The 17,678-nt window shown below is 63.6% G+C and carries 14 protein-coding genes and 1 pseudogene; all 15 read right to left on the reverse strand.

The window, feature by feature from the left end:
• On the reverse strand, nt 1-948 hold a 948-nt coding region (gene ftsZ / locus EOA86_RS01880; protein ID WP_128340548.1), incomplete at its 3' end, for a cell division protein FtsZ.
• 67 nt (nt 949-1,015) lie between these two features.
• Complete coding sequence (ftsA, locus tag EOA86_RS01885) at nt 1,016-2,323, reverse strand: cell division protein FtsA (RefSeq protein ID WP_127211346.1); 1,308 nt, start codon at nt 2,321-2,323, stop codon at nt 1,016-1,018.
• Nucleotides 2,320-3,260, reverse strand: a pseudogene (locus EOA86_RS01890) (cell division protein FtsQ/DivIB). The gene ftsA and the pseudogene EOA86_RS01890 overlap by 4 nt, the downstream one beginning before the upstream one ends.
• Nucleotides 3,248-4,174 (reverse strand): D-alanine--D-alanine ligase, encoded by a 927-nt coding sequence (locus tag EOA86_RS01895; RefSeq protein WP_127211345.1) that lies wholly within the window; start codon nt 4,172-4,174, stop codon nt 3,248-3,250. Before EOA86_RS01895 ends, EOA86_RS01890 begins: the two are co-directional and overlap by 13 nt.
• 301 nt (nt 4,175-4,475) lie before the next feature.
• Nucleotides 4,476-5,441 carry a UDP-N-acetylmuramate dehydrogenase gene (gene murB / locus EOA86_RS01900; RefSeq protein WP_128340549.1) on the reverse strand — a complete coding sequence of 322 codons (966 nt, stop codon included), beginning with the start codon at nt 5,439-5,441 and terminating at the stop codon, nt 4,476-4,478.
• A complete protein-coding gene (murC, locus tag EOA86_RS01905; protein ID WP_065010310.1) occupies nt 5,438-6,844 on the reverse strand; it encodes a UDP-N-acetylmuramate--L-alanine ligase in 1,407 nt (468 codons plus the stop codon). Before murC ends, murB begins: the two co-directional genes overlap by 4 nt.
• Complete coding sequence (murG, locus tag EOA86_RS01910; RefSeq protein WP_029351457.1) at nt 6,841-7,968, reverse strand: undecaprenyldiphospho-muramoylpentapeptide beta-N-acetylglucosaminyltransferase; 1,128 nt, start codon at nt 7,966-7,968, stop codon at nt 6,841-6,843. The genes murC and murG overlap by 4 nt, the downstream gene beginning before the upstream one ends.
• A 1-nt stretch (nt 7,969) precedes the next feature.
• Nucleotides 7,970-9,121, reverse strand: coding sequence for a putative lipid II flippase FtsW (ftsW, locus tag EOA86_RS01915; protein WP_128340550.1), 1,152 nt, complete (start codon nt 9,119-9,121; stop codon nt 7,970-7,972).
• Nucleotides 9,121-10,524, reverse strand: coding sequence for a UDP-N-acetylmuramoyl-L-alanine--D-glutamate ligase (gene murD, locus EOA86_RS01920; RefSeq protein WP_128340551.1), 1,404 nt, complete (start codon nt 10,522-10,524; stop codon nt 9,121-9,123). Before murD ends, ftsW begins: the two co-directional genes overlap by 1 nt.
• A gap of 8 nt (nt 10,525-10,532) precedes the next feature.
• A complete protein-coding gene (gene mraY / locus EOA86_RS01925; protein ID WP_065010314.1) occupies nt 10,533-11,615 on the reverse strand; it encodes a phospho-N-acetylmuramoyl-pentapeptide-transferase in 1,083 nt (360 codons plus the stop codon).
• Between the two features lie 24 nt (nt 11,616-11,639).
• Nucleotides 11,640-13,073 (reverse strand): UDP-N-acetylmuramoylalanyl-D-glutamyl-2,6-diaminopimelate--D-alanyl-D-alanine ligase, encoded by a 1,434-nt coding sequence (locus tag EOA86_RS01930; protein ID WP_065010315.1) that lies wholly within the window; start codon nt 13,071-13,073, stop codon nt 11,640-11,642.
• Nucleotides 13,070-14,524 (reverse strand): UDP-N-acetylmuramoyl-L-alanyl-D-glutamate--2,6-diaminopimelate ligase, encoded by a 1,455-nt coding sequence (locus tag EOA86_RS01935; protein ID WP_128340552.1) that lies wholly within the window; start codon nt 14,522-14,524, stop codon nt 13,070-13,072. The genes EOA86_RS01930 and EOA86_RS01935 overlap by 4 nt, the downstream gene beginning before the upstream one ends.
• Before the next feature lie 54 nt (nt 14,525-14,578).
• Nucleotides 14,579-16,303 (reverse strand): penicillin-binding protein 2, encoded by a 1,725-nt coding sequence (locus tag EOA86_RS01940; protein ID WP_206629946.1) that lies wholly within the window; start codon nt 16,301-16,303, stop codon nt 14,579-14,581.
• Nucleotides 16,300-16,695: a hypothetical protein gene (locus EOA86_RS01945; protein WP_065010317.1), complete on the reverse strand. Its 396-nt coding sequence runs from the start codon at nt 16,693-16,695 to the stop codon at nt 16,300-16,302. Before EOA86_RS01945 ends, EOA86_RS01940 begins: the two co-directional genes overlap by 4 nt.
• 4 nt (nt 16,696-16,699) lie before the next feature.
• Complete coding sequence (gene rsmH, locus EOA86_RS01950) at nt 16,700-17,677, reverse strand: 16S rRNA (cytosine(1402)-N(4))-methyltransferase RsmH (protein ID WP_128340553.1); 978 nt, start codon at nt 17,675-17,677, stop codon at nt 16,700-16,702.
• Nucleotide 17,678: the final 1 nt, after the last annotated feature.

The raw sequence follows: 17,678 nt of genomic DNA on the forward strand, positions 1-17,678 counted from the left end.
CGCGACCACCGAGACGCGAATGACGCCTTCGAGGTCCTCGTCGAACGTCGCACCCAGAATAATGTTGGCCTCCTGGTCGACCTCCTCGCGAATGCGGGTCGCCGCTTCGTCGACTTCGAACAGGGTCAGGTCGCGGCCGCCGGTGATCGAGATCAACAGGCCCTTGGCGCCCTTCATCGAGGTTTCGTCGAGCAGCGGGTTGGCGATCGCGGCTTCGGCGGCGGCCATGGCGCGGCCCTCGCCGGAAGCTTCGCCCGTCCCCATCATCGCCTTGCCCATCTCGCGCATGACCGAGCGGACGTCGGCGAAGTCGAGGTTGATCAGCCCTTCCTTGACCATCAGGTCGGTGATGCAGGCGACGCCGGAATAGAGCACCTGGTCGGCCATGGCGAAAGCGTCGGCGAAGGTCGTCTTGTCATTTGCCAGCCGGAACAGGTTCTGGTTAGGGATGACGATCAGGGTATCGACGCATTTCTGCAATTCCTCGATGCCCAGATCCGCCGTCTTCATGCGGCGCTGGCCTTCGAAATGGAATGGCTTGGTGACGACGCCGACGGTGAGAATCCCCTTCTCACGCGCAGCACGTGCAACGACTGGCGCGGCCCCCGTGCCGGTGCCGCCGCCCATGCCGGCAGTGACGAAGCACATATGGGTGTTGGAGAGGTGGTCGACGATCTCGTCGATGCATTCCTCCGCCGCCGCGCGCCCGACTTCCGGTTGCGATCCCGCACCCAGGCCCTCGGTGACATGCGCGCCGAGTTGGATCAGGCGGTCCGACTTGGACATGGTCAGCGCCTGCGCGTCGGTATTGGCGACCACGAACTCGACGCCGCGCAAGCCAGCAGTGATCATGTTGTTGACGGCATTGCCGCCGCCGCCGCCGACACCGAACACGGTGATACGCGGCTTGAGCTCGGTGATATCCGGCTTCTGCAGATTGATGGTCATTGTCTCCGTCCTTTGCCTTTCCCGCCGCTTCGCCGCTGCGGCCGCCTATGGGGCTGTCCCCGTCAATTTAAAAACTGTCTCTCAACCACTGACTCATTCGATGCAGCTTTCCGCCCGTTCCGGTCATCCTGAGACCGGAAATTCTCTTCGCCGGATGGCTCTCGAAATTCGCCATCTGCGGGTAGATCAGAAGCCCGACCGGCGTCGAGAAAGCCGGCCCCTTGGCCGCCTCCGGCAGGCCCGCCACACCGAGCGGACGGCCGATGCGCACATTGCGTCCGAGAATGCGGCGCGCTGCCTCGGGCAGGCCGGAAAGCTGGCTGGCGCCGCCGGTCAGCACGACGCGCTTGCCAACGGCGTTGCCGTAGCCGGACCTGTTCAGCCGGTCGCGCAACAGTTCGAGCGTCTCGTCGATGCGCGCCCGGATGATGCGCGTCATCACCGAACGCGGTATCTGCAGGGGCACCTCGCCATCCTCGCCGATCGGCTGTATCGAGACCAGGTCGCGGTCGTCGGCACTGCCGGGCAGCGCCGATCCATGCATCACTTTCAGCCTCTCGGCGGCGTCGAGCGAGGTCGACAGGCCCTTGGCCATGTCCAGTGTGACGTGGTTGCCGCCGATGGCGATGGCGTCGCCATGAACGAACTTGCCTTCCGAAAACACCGAGATCGTCGTGGTGCCGCCGCCCATGTCGATGCAGGCCGCGCCCATTTCGAGTTCGTCGTCGACCAGTGCTGCAAGCCCGCTGGCATAGGGGGTCGCCACCATGCGCTCGACCGAGAGGTGCGAACGGTTGATGCAAAGCTCCAGATTGCGCAAGGGTGCCGCATCACCCGTCAGCACATGCATGTCGACGCCGAGCTGGTCGCCGACCATGCCGCGCGGATCACGCACGCCGCGCTCGGCGTCCAGCGAAAAGCCGACTGGAAGCGAATGGATCACCTCGCGCTCGGCCCGCAGCGCCTGCTTGGCGCCGGCGGCAAGCACACGCTTGATGTCGGCCTCGTCGGCCTCATGGCCGCCGAGGTTGATGGTTGCCGAGAAGCTTTCGCTCTTCAGCCGGCCGGCCGTCATGTTGACGATCAGTGAATCGACGGTCAGCCCGGCCATGCGCTCGGCGGCATCGACGGCAAGACGGATGGCGTGCTCGGCCCTGTCGAGATCGATGACGACACCCGATTTCACGCCTTGCGATTTCTGGTGGCCGATGCCGATCACCTGGATGCGATGCGAGCGCCCGCGCAGCAGCATGCCGTCCTCGCGCGGCTTGAGCTTGGCCACCACGCAGCAGACCTTGCTCGAGCCGACATCCAGCACCGTCATGATGCCGGACCGGCGCGACGAGGCATCGCTGTTGCCGCCAAGCCAGCTCATATCTTCGTCTCCGCCTTGCGCTTCGGCATTTCGGCTTTTCATTAAGCGCGGCCTGACGCTGCGTCGCCGCCTCGGGCGTCAACTGGACGACGAGGCGATCGGAAAGGCGCATGTCGACGGCGGCGATATCGCGCGTCAGCAGCCCGTTCTCTCGGTCCATCCTGACCAGATCGGCGATCGCCTGGTCCTCGCCATCCTGGGGAAGCTTGACCGTGATGCCGTTTTCCAGCTTCAGGTCCCAACGCCGTTCGCCGATGCGGATATAGCCCTTGATCCGTGCGGCAAGCTCTGGATATTTCTTGATCCTGACCAGGAAATCCGGCGCCTTGGCCGGCGCGCCGGTGCCCACAATCAGTGGCAGCAGCGACTGCTTGCCGCCGGAGAATGGCGCGATCACGGCGCCGGACCGCTCGATGACGGAAAGCTCGTTACCCTGCTGCCAGAGCGCAAAAGGCTCACGCTCCTCGATGCGCACCTCCAGCGTGTGCGGATAGACCTTGCGCACCGCCGCAACCTCGACCCAGGGCAGCGTGGCTATGCGGCCCCGCGCGGCTTCGGCATCGAAGCCGATCAGCGACGTCCAGCCATCGAGCTGCATCCTGTCGAGAATGTCGATCTCGGAGGTTGCGCGGTTGCCGACGACCTTGATCTGGTCGACGGCAAAGCCGGTGCGGGCAGTGATGCCCTGGACGACACCGTCGACATGTCCGCCGAGATAGGCGCCATAGGCACTGCCCGATACGATCAGCGCCGCCGACAGCACGGCTGCGGAAAACGGCGGCACCTCGAAGTCGCCCTCGCCCAGGCGCGCCAGCACGCGCGCCGGCCGGCGAAGCAGACGCGGCAGCACAAAATGGTCGAACGACAACGGCACACCGAACAGCGTCGGCCCGGCCGCGCCCTTCCCCTTGCCCTGTCCCCACTTCAACGCAGACACGAAGCGTCCTCCACCATCCAACTCAACAAATCGCCGAACGAGTGTCCCGCCTGCGCGGCGATTTCAGGCACCAAGGATGTCGGCGTCATGCCCGGCTGAGTGTTGATCTCGAGCCAGACAATTTCACCGTTCTCGGAGTGTCGATCATCATAACGGAAGTCCGACCGGGAAACGCCCCGGCAGCCGATAGCTTGGTGAGCCTTGAGCGTCAGTGTCTGTATTTTTTGGTAAATATTCGGTGAAATTTTTGCAGGGCATTCGTGTTTTGATCCGCCCGCGACGTATTTTGAATCATAGTCGTAGAAGGAATGGCCGGTCGGTATGATCTCGCAAACCCCGAGAGCCACGTCGCCCATTACCGCGCAGGTCAATTCCCGCCCGTGCACATAGCGCTCCACCATGACGGTATCGCCATACTTCCAGTCGGACGAACCGATGACCTGCGGCGGATGCGACTGACCTTCGTGCACGATGACGACGCCGAAGCTCGATCCCTCATTGACCGGTTTGACGACATAGGGCGGCTTCATCGGGTGCTTGTTCTGGATGGCGAAGCGATTAACCACCTTCGATTCGGCAACCGGGATGCCGACGGACTTGGCGATCTTCTTGGCTTGTTCCTTGTTCATGGCAAGCGCCGAGCCGAGCACGCCGGAATGGGTGTAGGGGATGGCAAGATATTCGAGGATGCCCTGGATGGTGCCGTCCTCGCCGAAAGGGCCATGCAGCGCATTGAAGGCAACATCAGGCTTGAGCTCAGCCAGCACCGATCCGACATCGCGAGAGACGTCGACGCGAGTGACCTGGTAGCCCTCCTTCTCGAGCGCGTCAGCACAGGCTTTTCCTGAAGACAAAGACACGGGCCGCTCGGACGAGAATCCACCCAGAAGGACGGCCACGTGCTTGCTTTTCATTTCCCGTCATTCCCTCTCACGGCGGGCCCTCTTGCGGTGGGTCTGCATCTCACATGCCCCAAAAGGGCCACACACTCAAACGCTCGGAGCAGTCCCTGCCCCCATGATTTCCGCAACATCGAGTCCCCGAGCCTCCCGGCAGGTTGCCCTGACGAAAAAAACGCTGGTGACGCGTCGAAACGACTCAAATCAGGAAACGCTTCAGGGCAGAGAATCAGAGAGTTGAATCGCTGGCAAGTCCTTACGATTCCGAGAGATTCACTTTCCGCAAAAAGGGCAGCGAAAACTGTGTTGTGAGTCCTTAGAGCAACTGTCCGAGGAATTCCTGGACCTCATGCCCCGGCCGAAAATTACCGATGCGCTTGATTTCCCAATGCAGCCGGATGCCCGACCGTTCGAGCACGCGCGTGCGCACGGTCTCTCCGAGGTATTCGAGATCGTAGCCGGTCGCGGTTCCCGTGTTGATCATGAAGTTGCAATGCATCGGCGACATCTGCGCGCCGCCGATCATCAGCCCCCGACAGCCCGCCCTGTCGATCTCCTTCCAGGCCGAGGTGCCCTCCGGATTCTTGAAGGTCGAGCCGCCGGTCTTTTCGCGGATCGGCTGCACGGTCTCGCGATGGTGCTGGACGGCGTCCATTGCCGCCTTGATAGCGGCCTTGTCTGCCAAGACCCCTTCAAACACAGCCGATGTGAAGATCAGCCCGGCAGGGGCTGCCGAATGGCGATAGGCGTAGCCCATATCGACGTTGCTCAGCGTATGCAGGTCGCCCTTGCGATCGAGCGCCCGCACCTCGACGACGCGCTCGCGCGTCTCGACGCCATTGGCGCCGGCGTTCATCCTCAGCGCACCGCCGACGGCACCCGGGATGCCGTGGTAAAATTCAAAGCCGCCTATACCAGCCTGATAGGCGACAGCGGCAAGGCGCTTGTCGGGCGTGGCGGCGCCCGCCTTGATTGTGGTCGGCGCAATCACTTCGGCTTCGCCAAAGCCCTTGGCCGAAAGCCGGATGACGAAGCCAGTAATGCCACCGTCGCGGACAAGCAAATTCGAGCCGATGCCGACGATGGTCAGCGGTATCTCCTCGGGCACCGCCCTCAGGAACGCGGCGAGGTCGTCCTCGTCGGCCGGCTGGAACAGTGCGTCGGCCAGCCCGCCGGCGCGGAACCAGGTGATCTTGTCCATCTCGGCATTGGGCGTAATGCGGCCGCGCAGGCCGTCAAGCCGGCCGCCGAGCTTGTCGATCAATGCCTGGCCACGCATCATGAGGCGGTACCGCCGAGTTCCCTGGGCAGCGCGTAAGCCCATTGCGTGATGTTGCCGGCGCCGAGGAAGACGATGAAATCGCCTGGTTTCGCCAGGTCGCGGATAACCGGCGCAATCGCCGCGGGGCCTTCGATGTAGCGCGCGTCGCGATGGCCGCCGGAGCGGATGCGCGACACCAATGCCTCGGACGTCACCCCGTCGATCGGCTCTTCGCCTGCCGCATAGATCGGCGCCACCATCACCGTGTCGGCGTCGTTGAAGCAGACGGAAAACTCGCCGAACAGATCATGCAGCCGGGTGAAGCGGTGCGGCTGGGCAATGGCGATTACGCGGCCCTTGGTGGCGTCGCGCGCCGCCCTCAGCACCGCCGCGATCTCGACCGGATGGTGGCCGTAATCGTCGAATACATCGACGCCGTTCCACGAACCGGTACGGGTAAAGCGCCGCTTGACGCCGGCGAAGGACGACAGGCCCTTCCTGATCGCCTCGGCCGAAAGGCCGAGCTCATGCGCGACGGCGATCGCTGCCGTCGCATTGGCGACATTGTGACGGCCGGGCATCGGCAGGCGCAGGCCTGATATCGTCGACTGGCCGCGGGTCTTGCGGTCGCGGATCACCACGTCGAATTCCGAGGTCGGGCCGTCCATGCGGTGATTGGTGAAACGCACATCGGCCTGCGCGTTCTCGCCATAGGTGATGACGCGACGGTCCTCGATGCGGCTGACCAGTGCCTGCACTTCCGGATGGTCGGTGCACATGACGCCGAAGCCGTAGAACGGCACGTTCTCGACGAACTGGCGAAAGGCCTCGCGCACCTTGTCGAAGGAGCCGTAATGATCGAGATGCTCGGGATCGATGTTGGTGACGACGGCAATCTCGGCCGGCAGCTTCAGGAAGGTGCCGTCGCTCTCATCGGCTTCGACCACCATCCATTCGCCGTCGCCCATCCGGGCGTTGGTGCCGTAGGCATTAATGATGCCGCCATTGATCACTGTCGGATCGAGCCCGCCGGCTTCGAGCAGCGTCGCCACCATCGAGGTCGTCGTCGTCTTGCCATGCGTGCCGCCGATGGCCACCGCCTGCCGGAAGCGCATCAGTTCGGCCAGCATCTCGGCACGGCGGACAACGGGAAGCAGTTTCTCGCGCGCCGCCTTCAGCTCCGGATTGGATTTCTTGATCGCCGTCGAGACGACAACCACTTCGGCTTCGCCGACATTATCGGCGTGATGACCGACAAAGCACTCGATGCCCTTGTCGCGCAGCCGCTGTACATTGGCGCTGTCGGCCTGGTCGGATCCTTGCACCTTATAGCCGAGATTGTGCAGCACCTCGGCGATGCCGCTCATGCCGATACCGCCGATGCCGATGAAATGCACGAGGCCTATCGTCTGCGGCATCTTCATGCGTGCGTCTCCTTCCTGAATGCCGATACGCTTTTCTTCGACGCAATAGCCTCTGTCAGATCGGCGAGCAACCGTGCCGCGTCCGGTTTTCCGGCCGATTTCGCCGCCGCTGCCATTGTGGTCAGCCGCTCCGTATCGTCCATCAACGCGCCGACGAGCGCAGCGATGCGCTCGGGCGAGAGCGAGGATTGCGGATGCACTTCGGCGCCATCTGCCGCTGCTAATGCCGCAGCATTGGCTGCCTGGTCGTGGTCGAGCGCGTGCGGATAGGGCACCAGCAGCGCTGGCCGGCCAATCACCGCGATTTCCGATACGGTCGATGCGCCGGACCGCGACATCACAAGATGCGCCGCAGCCATGCGCGCCGCCATGTCGGTGAAGAAGGGCGATACCTCAGCCTCGACGCCAAGGGCAGCATAGGCCGCCTTCACCCGCTCGACATCGTCGGCACGCGCCTGCTGGGTGATCACCAGCCGCTTGCGTTGCGCGTCGGAAAGCTTTCCAATCGCAGCCGGCATTGCGTCGGAAAAGAACTGTGCGCCCTGGCTGCCGCCAAACACCAGGAAGCGGAACGGCTGCTTCCCGGTCGACGCCGCATAGGGCATCTTTGCCGCCTCAAGCACTTGCGGCCTGACCGGGTTACCTGTGGTCACTGTCTTGGCGCCTGCAGCGCTCGAATCTTCCGGCAAGAACCCGCCAGCGATGGCATCAACGCGGCCGGAGAGCGCCCGGTTGGCACGCCCCATCACCGCGTTCTGCTCGTGGATCATCGTCGGCACTTTGCGCCGCGTCGCCGCATAGAGCGGCGGCAGCGTCGGATAGCCGCCGAAACCGACCACGACGGCTGGCTTGATCCGGCCGATCACGGCGGATGCCTGCCGCACGCCACCCCAGATTTTCCAGAAGGCGGCAAGCACGGCAAAAGGATTTTTCGAACTCATCGTCGCCGACTGGATCGGGTGGATGCCTGCGGCCGGAAATTGGCCGGCAAAACGCTCGGCACGAGCATCGGTGGCGAGATGCACCGTCCAGCCGCGCCTGATCAGCTCATGCGCCAGCGCCTCGGCCGGGAAGAGATGCCCGCCCGTGCCGCCGGCGGCCAGAAGGATCGAGCCCTTCGACATTTCACTCCGCCGGCACGGCGCGCTGCGACGGTGCGAAGCCCAACTGCTTGCGCTTTTCCGGCCGCTTGCGGGTCAGCGCCAGCACCATGCCCATCGAGATTGCGATGGCGATCTGCGAGGAGCCACCATAGGAGATGAACGGCAAGGTCATGCCCTTGGCAGGCATCAGCTGCAGATTGACGGCCATGTTGATGACAGACTGCAGACCGAAAACGGTGACCAGGCCGCCAACCGCATAGCGGGTGAAATCGTCCTGCTCCTTGAGCGCGGTGCTGAGGCCACGCAGCACGATGAAGGCGAAGATGGTCATGATGAAGAAGCACATGATCAGTCCGAACTCCTCGCCGGCCACCGAGAAGACGAAATCGGCATGGCTGTCGGGTATGACCCGCTTGACGGTGCCCTCGCCCGGCCCGACGCCGAACCAGCCGCCATTGATCAGCGCATCGCGGCCCATGTCGACCTGGAACGTATCGCCCTCGCCGGTCATGAAGCGATCGATGCGGCCGGCGACATGCGGGAACACCGTATAGGCGGCAAACACGCCGCCGATGCCGGCAGCGCCAAGCGCGATGATCCACAGCCATGGCAGTCCGGCCATGAAGAACATCACCCCCCAGGTGCCGAGCACCAGCATTGTCTGGCCGAAATCAGGCTGCGCCACCAGCAGCGAAATGACGAGGGCCAGCAGCAGCATGGCGAACAGATTGCCTGGAATATCGGGCTGGCGCTTGTGTTCGGCAAACAGCCAGGCGCAGATGACGACGAACGCCGGCTTCAGGAATTCCGACGGCTGGATCGACACGCCGGCGAGCGACACCCAGCGCCGCGCGCCCTTCACCTCGACGCCGATGTAGAGTACCGCCACCATCAGCACCAGCATGACGCACAGCATCGCCAGGGCCATGCGTCTGATCTGCCGCGATTCCAGGAAGGAGACGGCCAGCATCACGCCAAGTGCGGGAATGGTGAAGATGATCTGCCGTGTGGCGAAGTGGAAACTGTCCAGACCGATGCGCTGGGCCACCGCCGGGCTTGCCGCGAAAGACAGTACGATGCCGAGTCCCATCAGCGACAGGAACGCAGCCAGGAACCAGCGATCGACCGTCCACCACCAGGTGGCGACCGGGCTTTTGTCGAGACGGCTTTGCATTATCGTGCCCCTCCGATGAGCTTCACGCCATCAATAGTGCTCGCAGCTTGCCTGAAGGCTTCGCCGCGCACTTCGAAATTCTTGAACTGGTCGAAACTGGCGCAGGCCGGCGAAAGCAGCACCACCACCTCGCCGTTGTCATCATCCTTGGCCGCGTCGCTTGCGGCATGCTCGACTGCTGCGGCCAGCGTGCCGGAGATCTCGTAAGGCACCGCCTCGCCGAGCGTCGCCGAGAAGGCTGGTGCGGCCTCACCGATCAGATAGGCCTTGGCGACGCGCGGAAAGAGGCCGCGCAACGGCTCGATGCCACCCTCTTTCGGCAACCCGCCGGCAATCCAGTAGATGCGCGGAAAGCTGGACAATGCGGGCGCTGCCGCATCGGCATTGGTCGCCTTGGAATCGTTGATGAACAGCACATGGCCCTTGCGGCCGACCTGCTCCATACGGTGCGCCAGCCCGGGAAAGCTCTCCAGCCCCGACTGGATCTCGCCCAGCTCGAGCCCGACCTTGAGGCTGGCGGCGATAGCGGCCAACGCATTCTGCGCATTGTGCTGGCCGCGCAGCGAGCCGATGCCTTCGAGAAACGCAACGCGGCTGTAACGGCCATGTACCGCCTCCATCAGATTGGTGCCGTCGGCAAAATAGCCATCGGTCAGCGGCAGGCGTTTGGAAATGCGGATGACGTGCCGGCCCGCCCGCTCCAGTCGGTCGGCGAGCTGGGCGCACCAGGAATCGTCGACACCGACGATTGCCGTTTCGCTGCCGGCCGCCAGCCGTTCCTTGATCGCGGCGTAGTGCTGCATCGTGCCATGACGGTCGAGATGATCCGGCGTCAGATTGAGCAGGACGCCGGCGGTCGGATTGATCGAGGGCGCCAGGTCAATCTGGTACGATGAGCATTCCACGACATAATGCCGCCCAGGCTCCGGTGGATCGAGCGTCATCACCGCGCGGCCGATATTGCCGCCCATCTGCGTGTCGCGTCCGGCCGATTTCAGGATATGCGCTGTCAGCGCCGTCGTCGTCGATTTGCCGTTGGTGCCGGTAATAGCGATGAAGGGCACTGCCGGCGCCAGCAACGTCCGCTGCCGGCAGAACAGCTCGATGTCGCCAATGATCTCGACGCCTGAAGCGCGCGCCAGTTCCACTGTCCAGTGCGGCTTCGGATGCGTCAGCGGCACGCCGGGCGACAGCACGAAGGCCGAGAACTTCGCCCAGTCGGCGCCGCGCAGATCGCCGGTCGCGATCCCGACGGCCGCGGCATTGGCGACACTGCCGGGATTGTCGTCCCAGGCGAGCACGTCCGCTCCGCCCTCGATCAGCGCGCGCGCCGTGGCGATCCCCGAGCCGCCGAGCCCGAAGAGCGAAACGCGCTTGCCTGCGAAGGATGTGGCGGGGATCAAGCGGCCTCCTATCGGAGCTTCAGGGTCGACAGGCCGACCAGCGCCAGGATGACGGCGATGATCCAGAAGCGGATCACCACCTGACTTTCGGTCCAGCCGAGCTTTTCGAAATGATGGTGGATCGGCGCCATCAGGAACACCCGCTTGCCGGTCATCTTGAAGTAGCCGACCTGGATGATGACCGAGAGGATCTCGACGACGAACAGGCCGCCAACGATGACCAGCACGATCTCGTGCTTGGTGGCAACTGCGACCGTGCCGATCAGGCCGCCCAGGGCCAGCGAGCCGGTATCGCCCATGAAGATCGCCGCCGGCGGTGCGTTGAACCACAGGAAGCCGAGGCCGGCGCCGATCACTGCGCCGAGGACCACCGCCAATTCACCGGTGCCAGGCACGAAATGGATCTGCAGATATTCGGCGAACACCGCATTGCCGGAGAGATAGGCGATGACGCCGAAGGACGCCGCTGCGATCATGATCGGCACGATCGCAAGCCCGTCGAGGCCATCGGTCAGGTTCACCGCATTGCCGGCGCCGACGATGACGAAGCACGAGAACGGGATGAAGAACCAGCCGAGATTGATGAGAAATTCCTTGGCGAAGGGGAAAGTCAGCGACGACGAGAACGGCGCCTGGCCATTGTGCATGATCACCCAGGCGGCGATGCCGGCGATGGCGAATTCAAGCCCCAGCCGCGCCTTGCCGGAAAACCCAAGATGCGATTGCTTCGTCACCTTGAGATAATCGTCGTAGAACCCGATCGAGCCGAAACCCAGGGTCACCAGCAGCACCACCCAGACATAGATGCTGGACAGGTTCGCCCACAAAAGCGACGAGCCGATGATGCCGCACAGGATCATCAGCCCGCCCATGGTCGGAGTGCCGGCCTTCTTGAAATGCGTCTGCGGCCCGTCGGCGCGGATCGGCTGGCCCTTGCCCTGCCGCAGCCTCAGCGAATTGATGATAGCCGGCCCGAAGATGAAGACGATCAGCGCCGCGGTGATCAGCGCGCCGCCGGTACGGAAGGTTATGTAGCGAAAGACGTTGAAGACCGAGATCTTGTCCGCGAATTCGACGAGCAATGTGAACATGCGATTCGGTCCCCGGACCTGGCTCTAGGCCTGTTTGGCGGTTGTGGCTACCGCCGGAAATTTGCTGAGCAATGCGTCGACCAATTTGGAGAAACCGATGCCTTTCGACGATTTGATCATCACCACGTCGCCAGGCTTCAGCGCCGACAGAAGCACCAGTTTCAGATCCTCTGCGCCGGCGCGATACTCCGTCTCGATCTCATCAGGAAGGGTGTCGGCCAGCGCCCGCATTTCCGGGCCGGCGAGAAAGACCGTGCGCGTTTCGGTGCCGGCGATGAGATCGGCAAGGGCTGCGTGCAGCTTCGCGGAATGGTCGCCGAGTTCGAGCATGTCGCCGAGCACCGCGATGCGCCTCCCTTCGCCCGACACCGGCGTCGCATTGAGCAGCGCCATTGCAGCGCTCATCGACGCCGGATTGGCGTTGTAGCTCTCGTCGATCAGCGTGATCGGACCTTTCGGGTGACGCAGCACGTGGCGCTTGCCGCGTCCGCGTTCGGCCGAAAGATCGGCCAGCGCCGTCGCCACCCTGGCGATGTCGGCGCCGACCAGATGCGCGGCGCCCAGCACGGCCAGCACGTTCTGCACCATATGTCGGCCCGGCGCGCCAACCCTGGTGGTGATTTCCTGACCGCCAATCTTGGCGGTGATGATAGAATGATCGGCATGCAGCGCGCATTCGAGCAGTTTGAATGTCGCCCGGGCATTCTCGCCAAAGCCGTAAATGTGCTCGACGCCGGCGGCTCTTGCCATCTTGTCCAGAAGCTTCCAGCGCGGGTCGTCGCGGTTGAGAAGGACAGCACCATCCGGTTCCAACCCCTCGAAAATCTCGGCCTTGGCCCTGGCGATCTCGTCCAGATTGCGGAAGAAGCCGAGATGTGCCGCGGCGATCAGCGTGACGATGGCGACATGCGGCCGGACCATCTTGGCCAGCGGCCGGATCTCGTCGGGATGGTTCATGCCGATCTCGAACACGGCATAGTCGCAATCCACCGGCATCCGCGCCAGCGTCAGCGGGACGCCCCAGTGGTTGTTGAAAGACTGGGCCGATGCGTGCACCTTGCCGACCGCGGACAGCACATGGCGCAGCGCTTCCTTGGTGGTGGTCTTGCCCGCCGAACCGGTCACCGCGATGATCTTGGCGTTCGAGCGCGCGCGGGCGGCCAGCCCGAGCTTTTCCAGCGCGGCCAGCACGTCCTGCACGACGATCATCGGCGCGGTCAGCCGCCCGAGCGACGGCAGCTTGCCCTCGGCGACGACCAGCACGCCGGCGCCGGCCTTGATGGCGGCGGTCGCAAAATCATGGCCGTCCATCGCCTCGCCTTTGATGGCGAAGAAAGCATCGCCCGGCTCAAGGCTGCGGCTGTCGATCGAGATGCCGCTGATACCCTCCGGCATCGGGCCAAGGGGTCGTCCGCCCATACCGGCGACGAGATCCTCGGAGGTCCACAGAAAGCTCATGCGGCGCGCTCCTGAAGCGCGGCGCGGACTTCCTCATGGTCGGAAAAATGCAGCGTCTCGGCGCCGATGGTCTGGCCTTCCTCATGGCCCTTGCCGGCCACGATCAGCGTGTCGCCGGCATGGAGCATGGCGACTGCCTCGTGGATCGCCTTGCGCCGATCGCCGATCTCGATAGCGCCGGGTGCAGCGGCAAGGATCGCGGCACGGATCGTTTCAGGCACTTCCGAACGCGGATTGTCGTCGGTGACGATAACGACATCGGCGAGCCGCGTAGCGATTTCACCCATGATCGGACGCTTGCCCCGGTCGCGGTCGCCGCCACAGCCGAACACGACGATGACTCGGCCGGTGGTGAACGGCCGCACCGACGCCAGCACGTTTTCCAGCGCGTCCGGCTTGTGCGCATAATCGACATAGACCGGCGCACCATGGGATGTTGTCCCACCGAGGTCGAGCCGCCCCGGCGCGCCCTTCAATTTTTCCAACGCCATCAGGGCTTTGGCGGCTGGCGTTCCAGTAGAAATGGCGAGGCCCGCCGAAACCAGGGCATTGGCGATCTGGAAATCCCCGGCCAGCGGCAGGTCGACCTCGTGGAGAACGCCATCGACTTCCACTTCGGCACGCTGGCGGTGGCGCTCGTGCTCGACCCGCTTCAGTCTCAGGAACTCGCCGTGGCGGCCGACCGTCAGCACATCCAGTCCTGCCGCCCTCGCCGCCCGGATCGTCGGCTCCGACCACGGATCGTCGGCAAAAATGACGGCCGGCGCGCCCTTCGGCAGCAGCGCGTCGAACAGGCGCAGCTTGGCGCGATGATAGTCCTCGATTGTCGGATGATAGTCCATGTGGTCCCGGCCGAGATTGGTGAACCCGCCGGCTGCGAGCTTCACGCCGTCGAGCCGGCGCTGGTCGAGGCCGTGGCTGGAGGCTTCCATCGATGCGTGGGTGACGCCGGCATCCGCCAGTTCCCTCAGTAGCCTGTGCAGATCTACCGGGTCGGGGGTGGTCAGCGAGCCATATTCGTTGCGGCCCGGCGCCACCACGCCGGTCGTGCCTATCGAAGCAGCGGCAAACCCTGACTGCTCCCATATCTGCCTTGTGAAGGCCGCAACCGATGTCTTGCCGCTGGTACCGGTCACTGCGACCATGGTTTGCGGCTGCCTGCCGAAGTAGCGGGCGGCACTCAGCGCCAGCGCAAGGCGCGGATCGTCGACGGCGAGAACCGGCACCGGCAGTCCGGCGACGGCGCTGCCCTTGCCGGCCACGATCGCCACTGCGCCACGACTGGCGGCATCGGCGGCATAGGCCGTGCCATCGGCCTTGGTGCCAGTGAGCGCGAAGAAGACCACGCCTGGTGCTACCTGGCGGGAATCCGACGAAATCCCGGTAACCTCCGTATCGAAGGGAGCTGTCCCCTCGACAGACAGGATACCGGCTAGATCTTTCAGCTTCATCGAACCCCGTTCATAGCAACAAAATAGCGCGCAGTTGCCGGCGCGCCCCAAGAATCACTGATAGGAAACCAGCGTTGCGCCATTTTCATGGCTGAAATCTGGCTTCACGCCAAGCATGGAAGCCGAACGTCGGATAATGTTTGCAGCCATGACACCAGCATTCGAGGCGGCCGTTGCACCCATGCCGGGTTTTTCCGGCTTCGGCTCGTCGGCGATCGTAAGCACGATATATTGCGGATCGTCCATCGGGAAAGCCGCGACGAAGGCGTTGAAATTCTTGTCCTTTGAGTAGCGGCCGTTGACAACCTTCTCTGCCGTTCCGGTCTTGCCGCCGACGCGATAACCAGGAACCCTGGCGTTCCTGCCTGAGCCTTTCTCGGCGTTCAGCGCGTAGAGATAGCGCATGCTCTCGGAGGTCTTGTCGCTGACAACTTTCTTGGCCACCGACATCGCCGGTTCCTGCGCGCGCCTCAGGAATGTCGGCTGGATCAGATAGCCGCCGTTTACCAGCGCGGCACAGCCGACCGCCGTCTGCAGCGGCGTCGTCGACACGCCGTGACCGAAGGCGATGGTGATCGAATGGACCTGTTTCCAGACTTTGGGCTCGGTCGGGCGGGCGACTTCAGGCAGTTCCGTCTGCATCTTCTCGAGGATGCCCAGGCGATGCAGGAATTCGCGGTGCCCCTCGATGCCAACCGCTTCGGCTTCCTTGGCCGAACCGATATTGGACGAATAGATGAACACTTCGGGCACCGACAGCACCCGGGCCTTGCCATGAAAATCATGGATGGTCTGGCGGCCGATCCTGATCGGGCGCGAAGCGTCGAAACGGCTTTCCAGCGTCACTTTGCCGGAATCGAGCGCCATGGCGGTGGTAAAGCTCTTCAAGGTCGAACCCATTTCGTAAAGGCCGGCCGACATGCGGTTCAAGCGGTCCTTGTCCTGCGCATTGTACGGGTTGTTGGGATCGAAATCCGGAACCGAGGCCATCGCCATCACTTCGCCGGTCTTGATGTTGAGAACGACGGCGCCCGCTGCGATTGCGCGGTATTTCTCCATGCCGGCGGCGACCTCGTCACGCACGATATGCTGGACGCGCAGGTCGATCGAGAGCTGCACCGGCTTCAGGTCCTTGGCCACCGCAAGTCCCGACGCCTGAAGGTCGCTCAGCCCCTGTTCGTCGATGTATTTCTCCATGCCGGAGATGCCCTGATTGTCGATGTTGGTAAGCCCGACGATGTAGGACGAGGTTTCGCCGGCCGGATAGAAGCGGCGCTTTTCGGTGCGGAAGCCGAAGCCGGGAATGCCGAGCTGCATGATATCCGATTGCTGCTTGGGCGTCAGTTGCCGCTGCAGCCAGACGAAGCCGGCGCCGCTCTTCAGCTTATGGTAGGTCTGTTCGTAGTCGATTTCGGGAAGCACCGTCGCCAGCTTTTCGATCGCCTCGTCGGCGTCGACAATGCGGCGCGGTTCGGCAAACAGCGACGCCGTCTTGATGTCCGTCGCCAGAACTTCGCCGTTGCGGTCGACGATATCGGGCCGAGACGCCGTCACCCGGCTCTGCGGACCGCCGGACAGGTCGGGGTTCTGGAAACCCAGATAGACCAGCCGCCCGGTGATGATCGAATAGATGCCGAAGAACACCGCCATCGTCATCACGATGCGGGTCCTGCCCTTGCCGCCGGTCGCTTTGCGGGCGCCTTCGACCACAATCGATCCGTCTTCCGACTTGGCGGGGCGCTTCAGCAGTCTGGCGATCAATGGAAGTCTGGGAATCATTGGACGATGCCTCCGGTGACCACAGGGTCCTTGCCACCCAAGGGTCCTTTGCCAGAATTGTCAGCCATGCCACCCAGTCGCTCGGACGAAAGGTCCTCGATGGTGAGGGGTTTTGCCGGCAGATCGTCCAGCCCGATGATCTGGCGGGCGCTGACCGGCTCGAGCTCGAGTTGCGATCTATAGATCTCGGCCAGCTTTTGCAGGCGCGACGGCTGGGTCAGCAGGCTCCAGTCCGCCTTCAGGAGATCGATCGTATCCTCCTCGTAGCGGATCTGCGCCTGGATCTTGTGCACCGCCGCCAATTGTTCTTCGGCCTCGCGCTTGGTCTTGTAGGTCAAGGCCGCAGCCGAAACCATGACGGCGATCAGGACTATGTCGCTGGTACGAAACACGTGCTCACCTCTCTCCCGGCCGATTGACGCCGGGAAGTTTTGGCTCAGGAAGCTTTGGAAGCCCGAAAATCGAAAAGTCGCCGGTGCGCGGCGGTGCGTCGGTGCGGATCGCAGCGCGCAGCCTTGCCGAGCGCGCCCGCGGATTGGCTGATATCTCGGCTTCATCAGGCGTCACGCCGCTGCCCACCTTTTTGAAGGTGGCGCTGCGCGCCTGCGCCTCGGGCAGGTGCCGCGATCCGGATGCCGCATCGGCGCGATCAGCGATGAAGCGTTTGACGATACGGTCTTCCAGGGAGTGGAACGTCACGACGGCCAGCCGCCCGCCCGGTTTCAGCACGCGTTCAGCCGCAAACAGCGCTTTGGCCAGTTCGCCGAGTTCGTCGTTGACGAAAATGCGCAGCGCCTGGAAGACGCGGGTCGCCGGATGGATCTTGTCCTTCGGCGCGCGGCCGACATGCGTCTCGATGGCATCGGCAAGGTCGAGCGTGCGCTCGAACGCATGTTTTTCGCGACGGCTTTCGATCATGCGGGCGATGCGGCCGGCATGGCGCTCTTCGCCAAGGAACCCGAAGATGCGGGCAAGGTCGCCCACTTTGAAGCTGTTGACGACATTGGCGGCGCTGAGACCAGCCTGGGCCATGCGCATATCGAGCGGTCCGTCGGCCCGGAACGAAAAACCGCGCTCCGCCTGGTCGATCTGCATGGATGAGATGCCGATGTCGAGCACGACACCCTCGGCGCTTTCGACATGCTCGTCCAACGTCGAGAATGACGCCTGAACAAGCCGGAGCCTGCCGCCCGATTGTTGTTCGAGGGCACGACCGGTAGCAATCGCATCCGGATCGCGGTCGATGGCGACGACCGAGGCGCCGCATGCCAGGATGGCTTTGGTGTAGCCGCCGGCGCCGAAGGTGCCGTCGACGATCACCTCGCCCGCTTTAGGCGAAAGCGCCTCCAGCACTTCGGCAAGGAGGACCGGAATG

The organism is Mesorhizobium sp. M5C.F.Ca.IN.020.32.2.1 (genome assembly GCF_004023105.1).
GTDB classification, from domain to species: Bacteria; Pseudomonadota; Alphaproteobacteria; order Rhizobiales; family Rhizobiaceae; genus Mesorhizobium; species Mesorhizobium wenxiniae.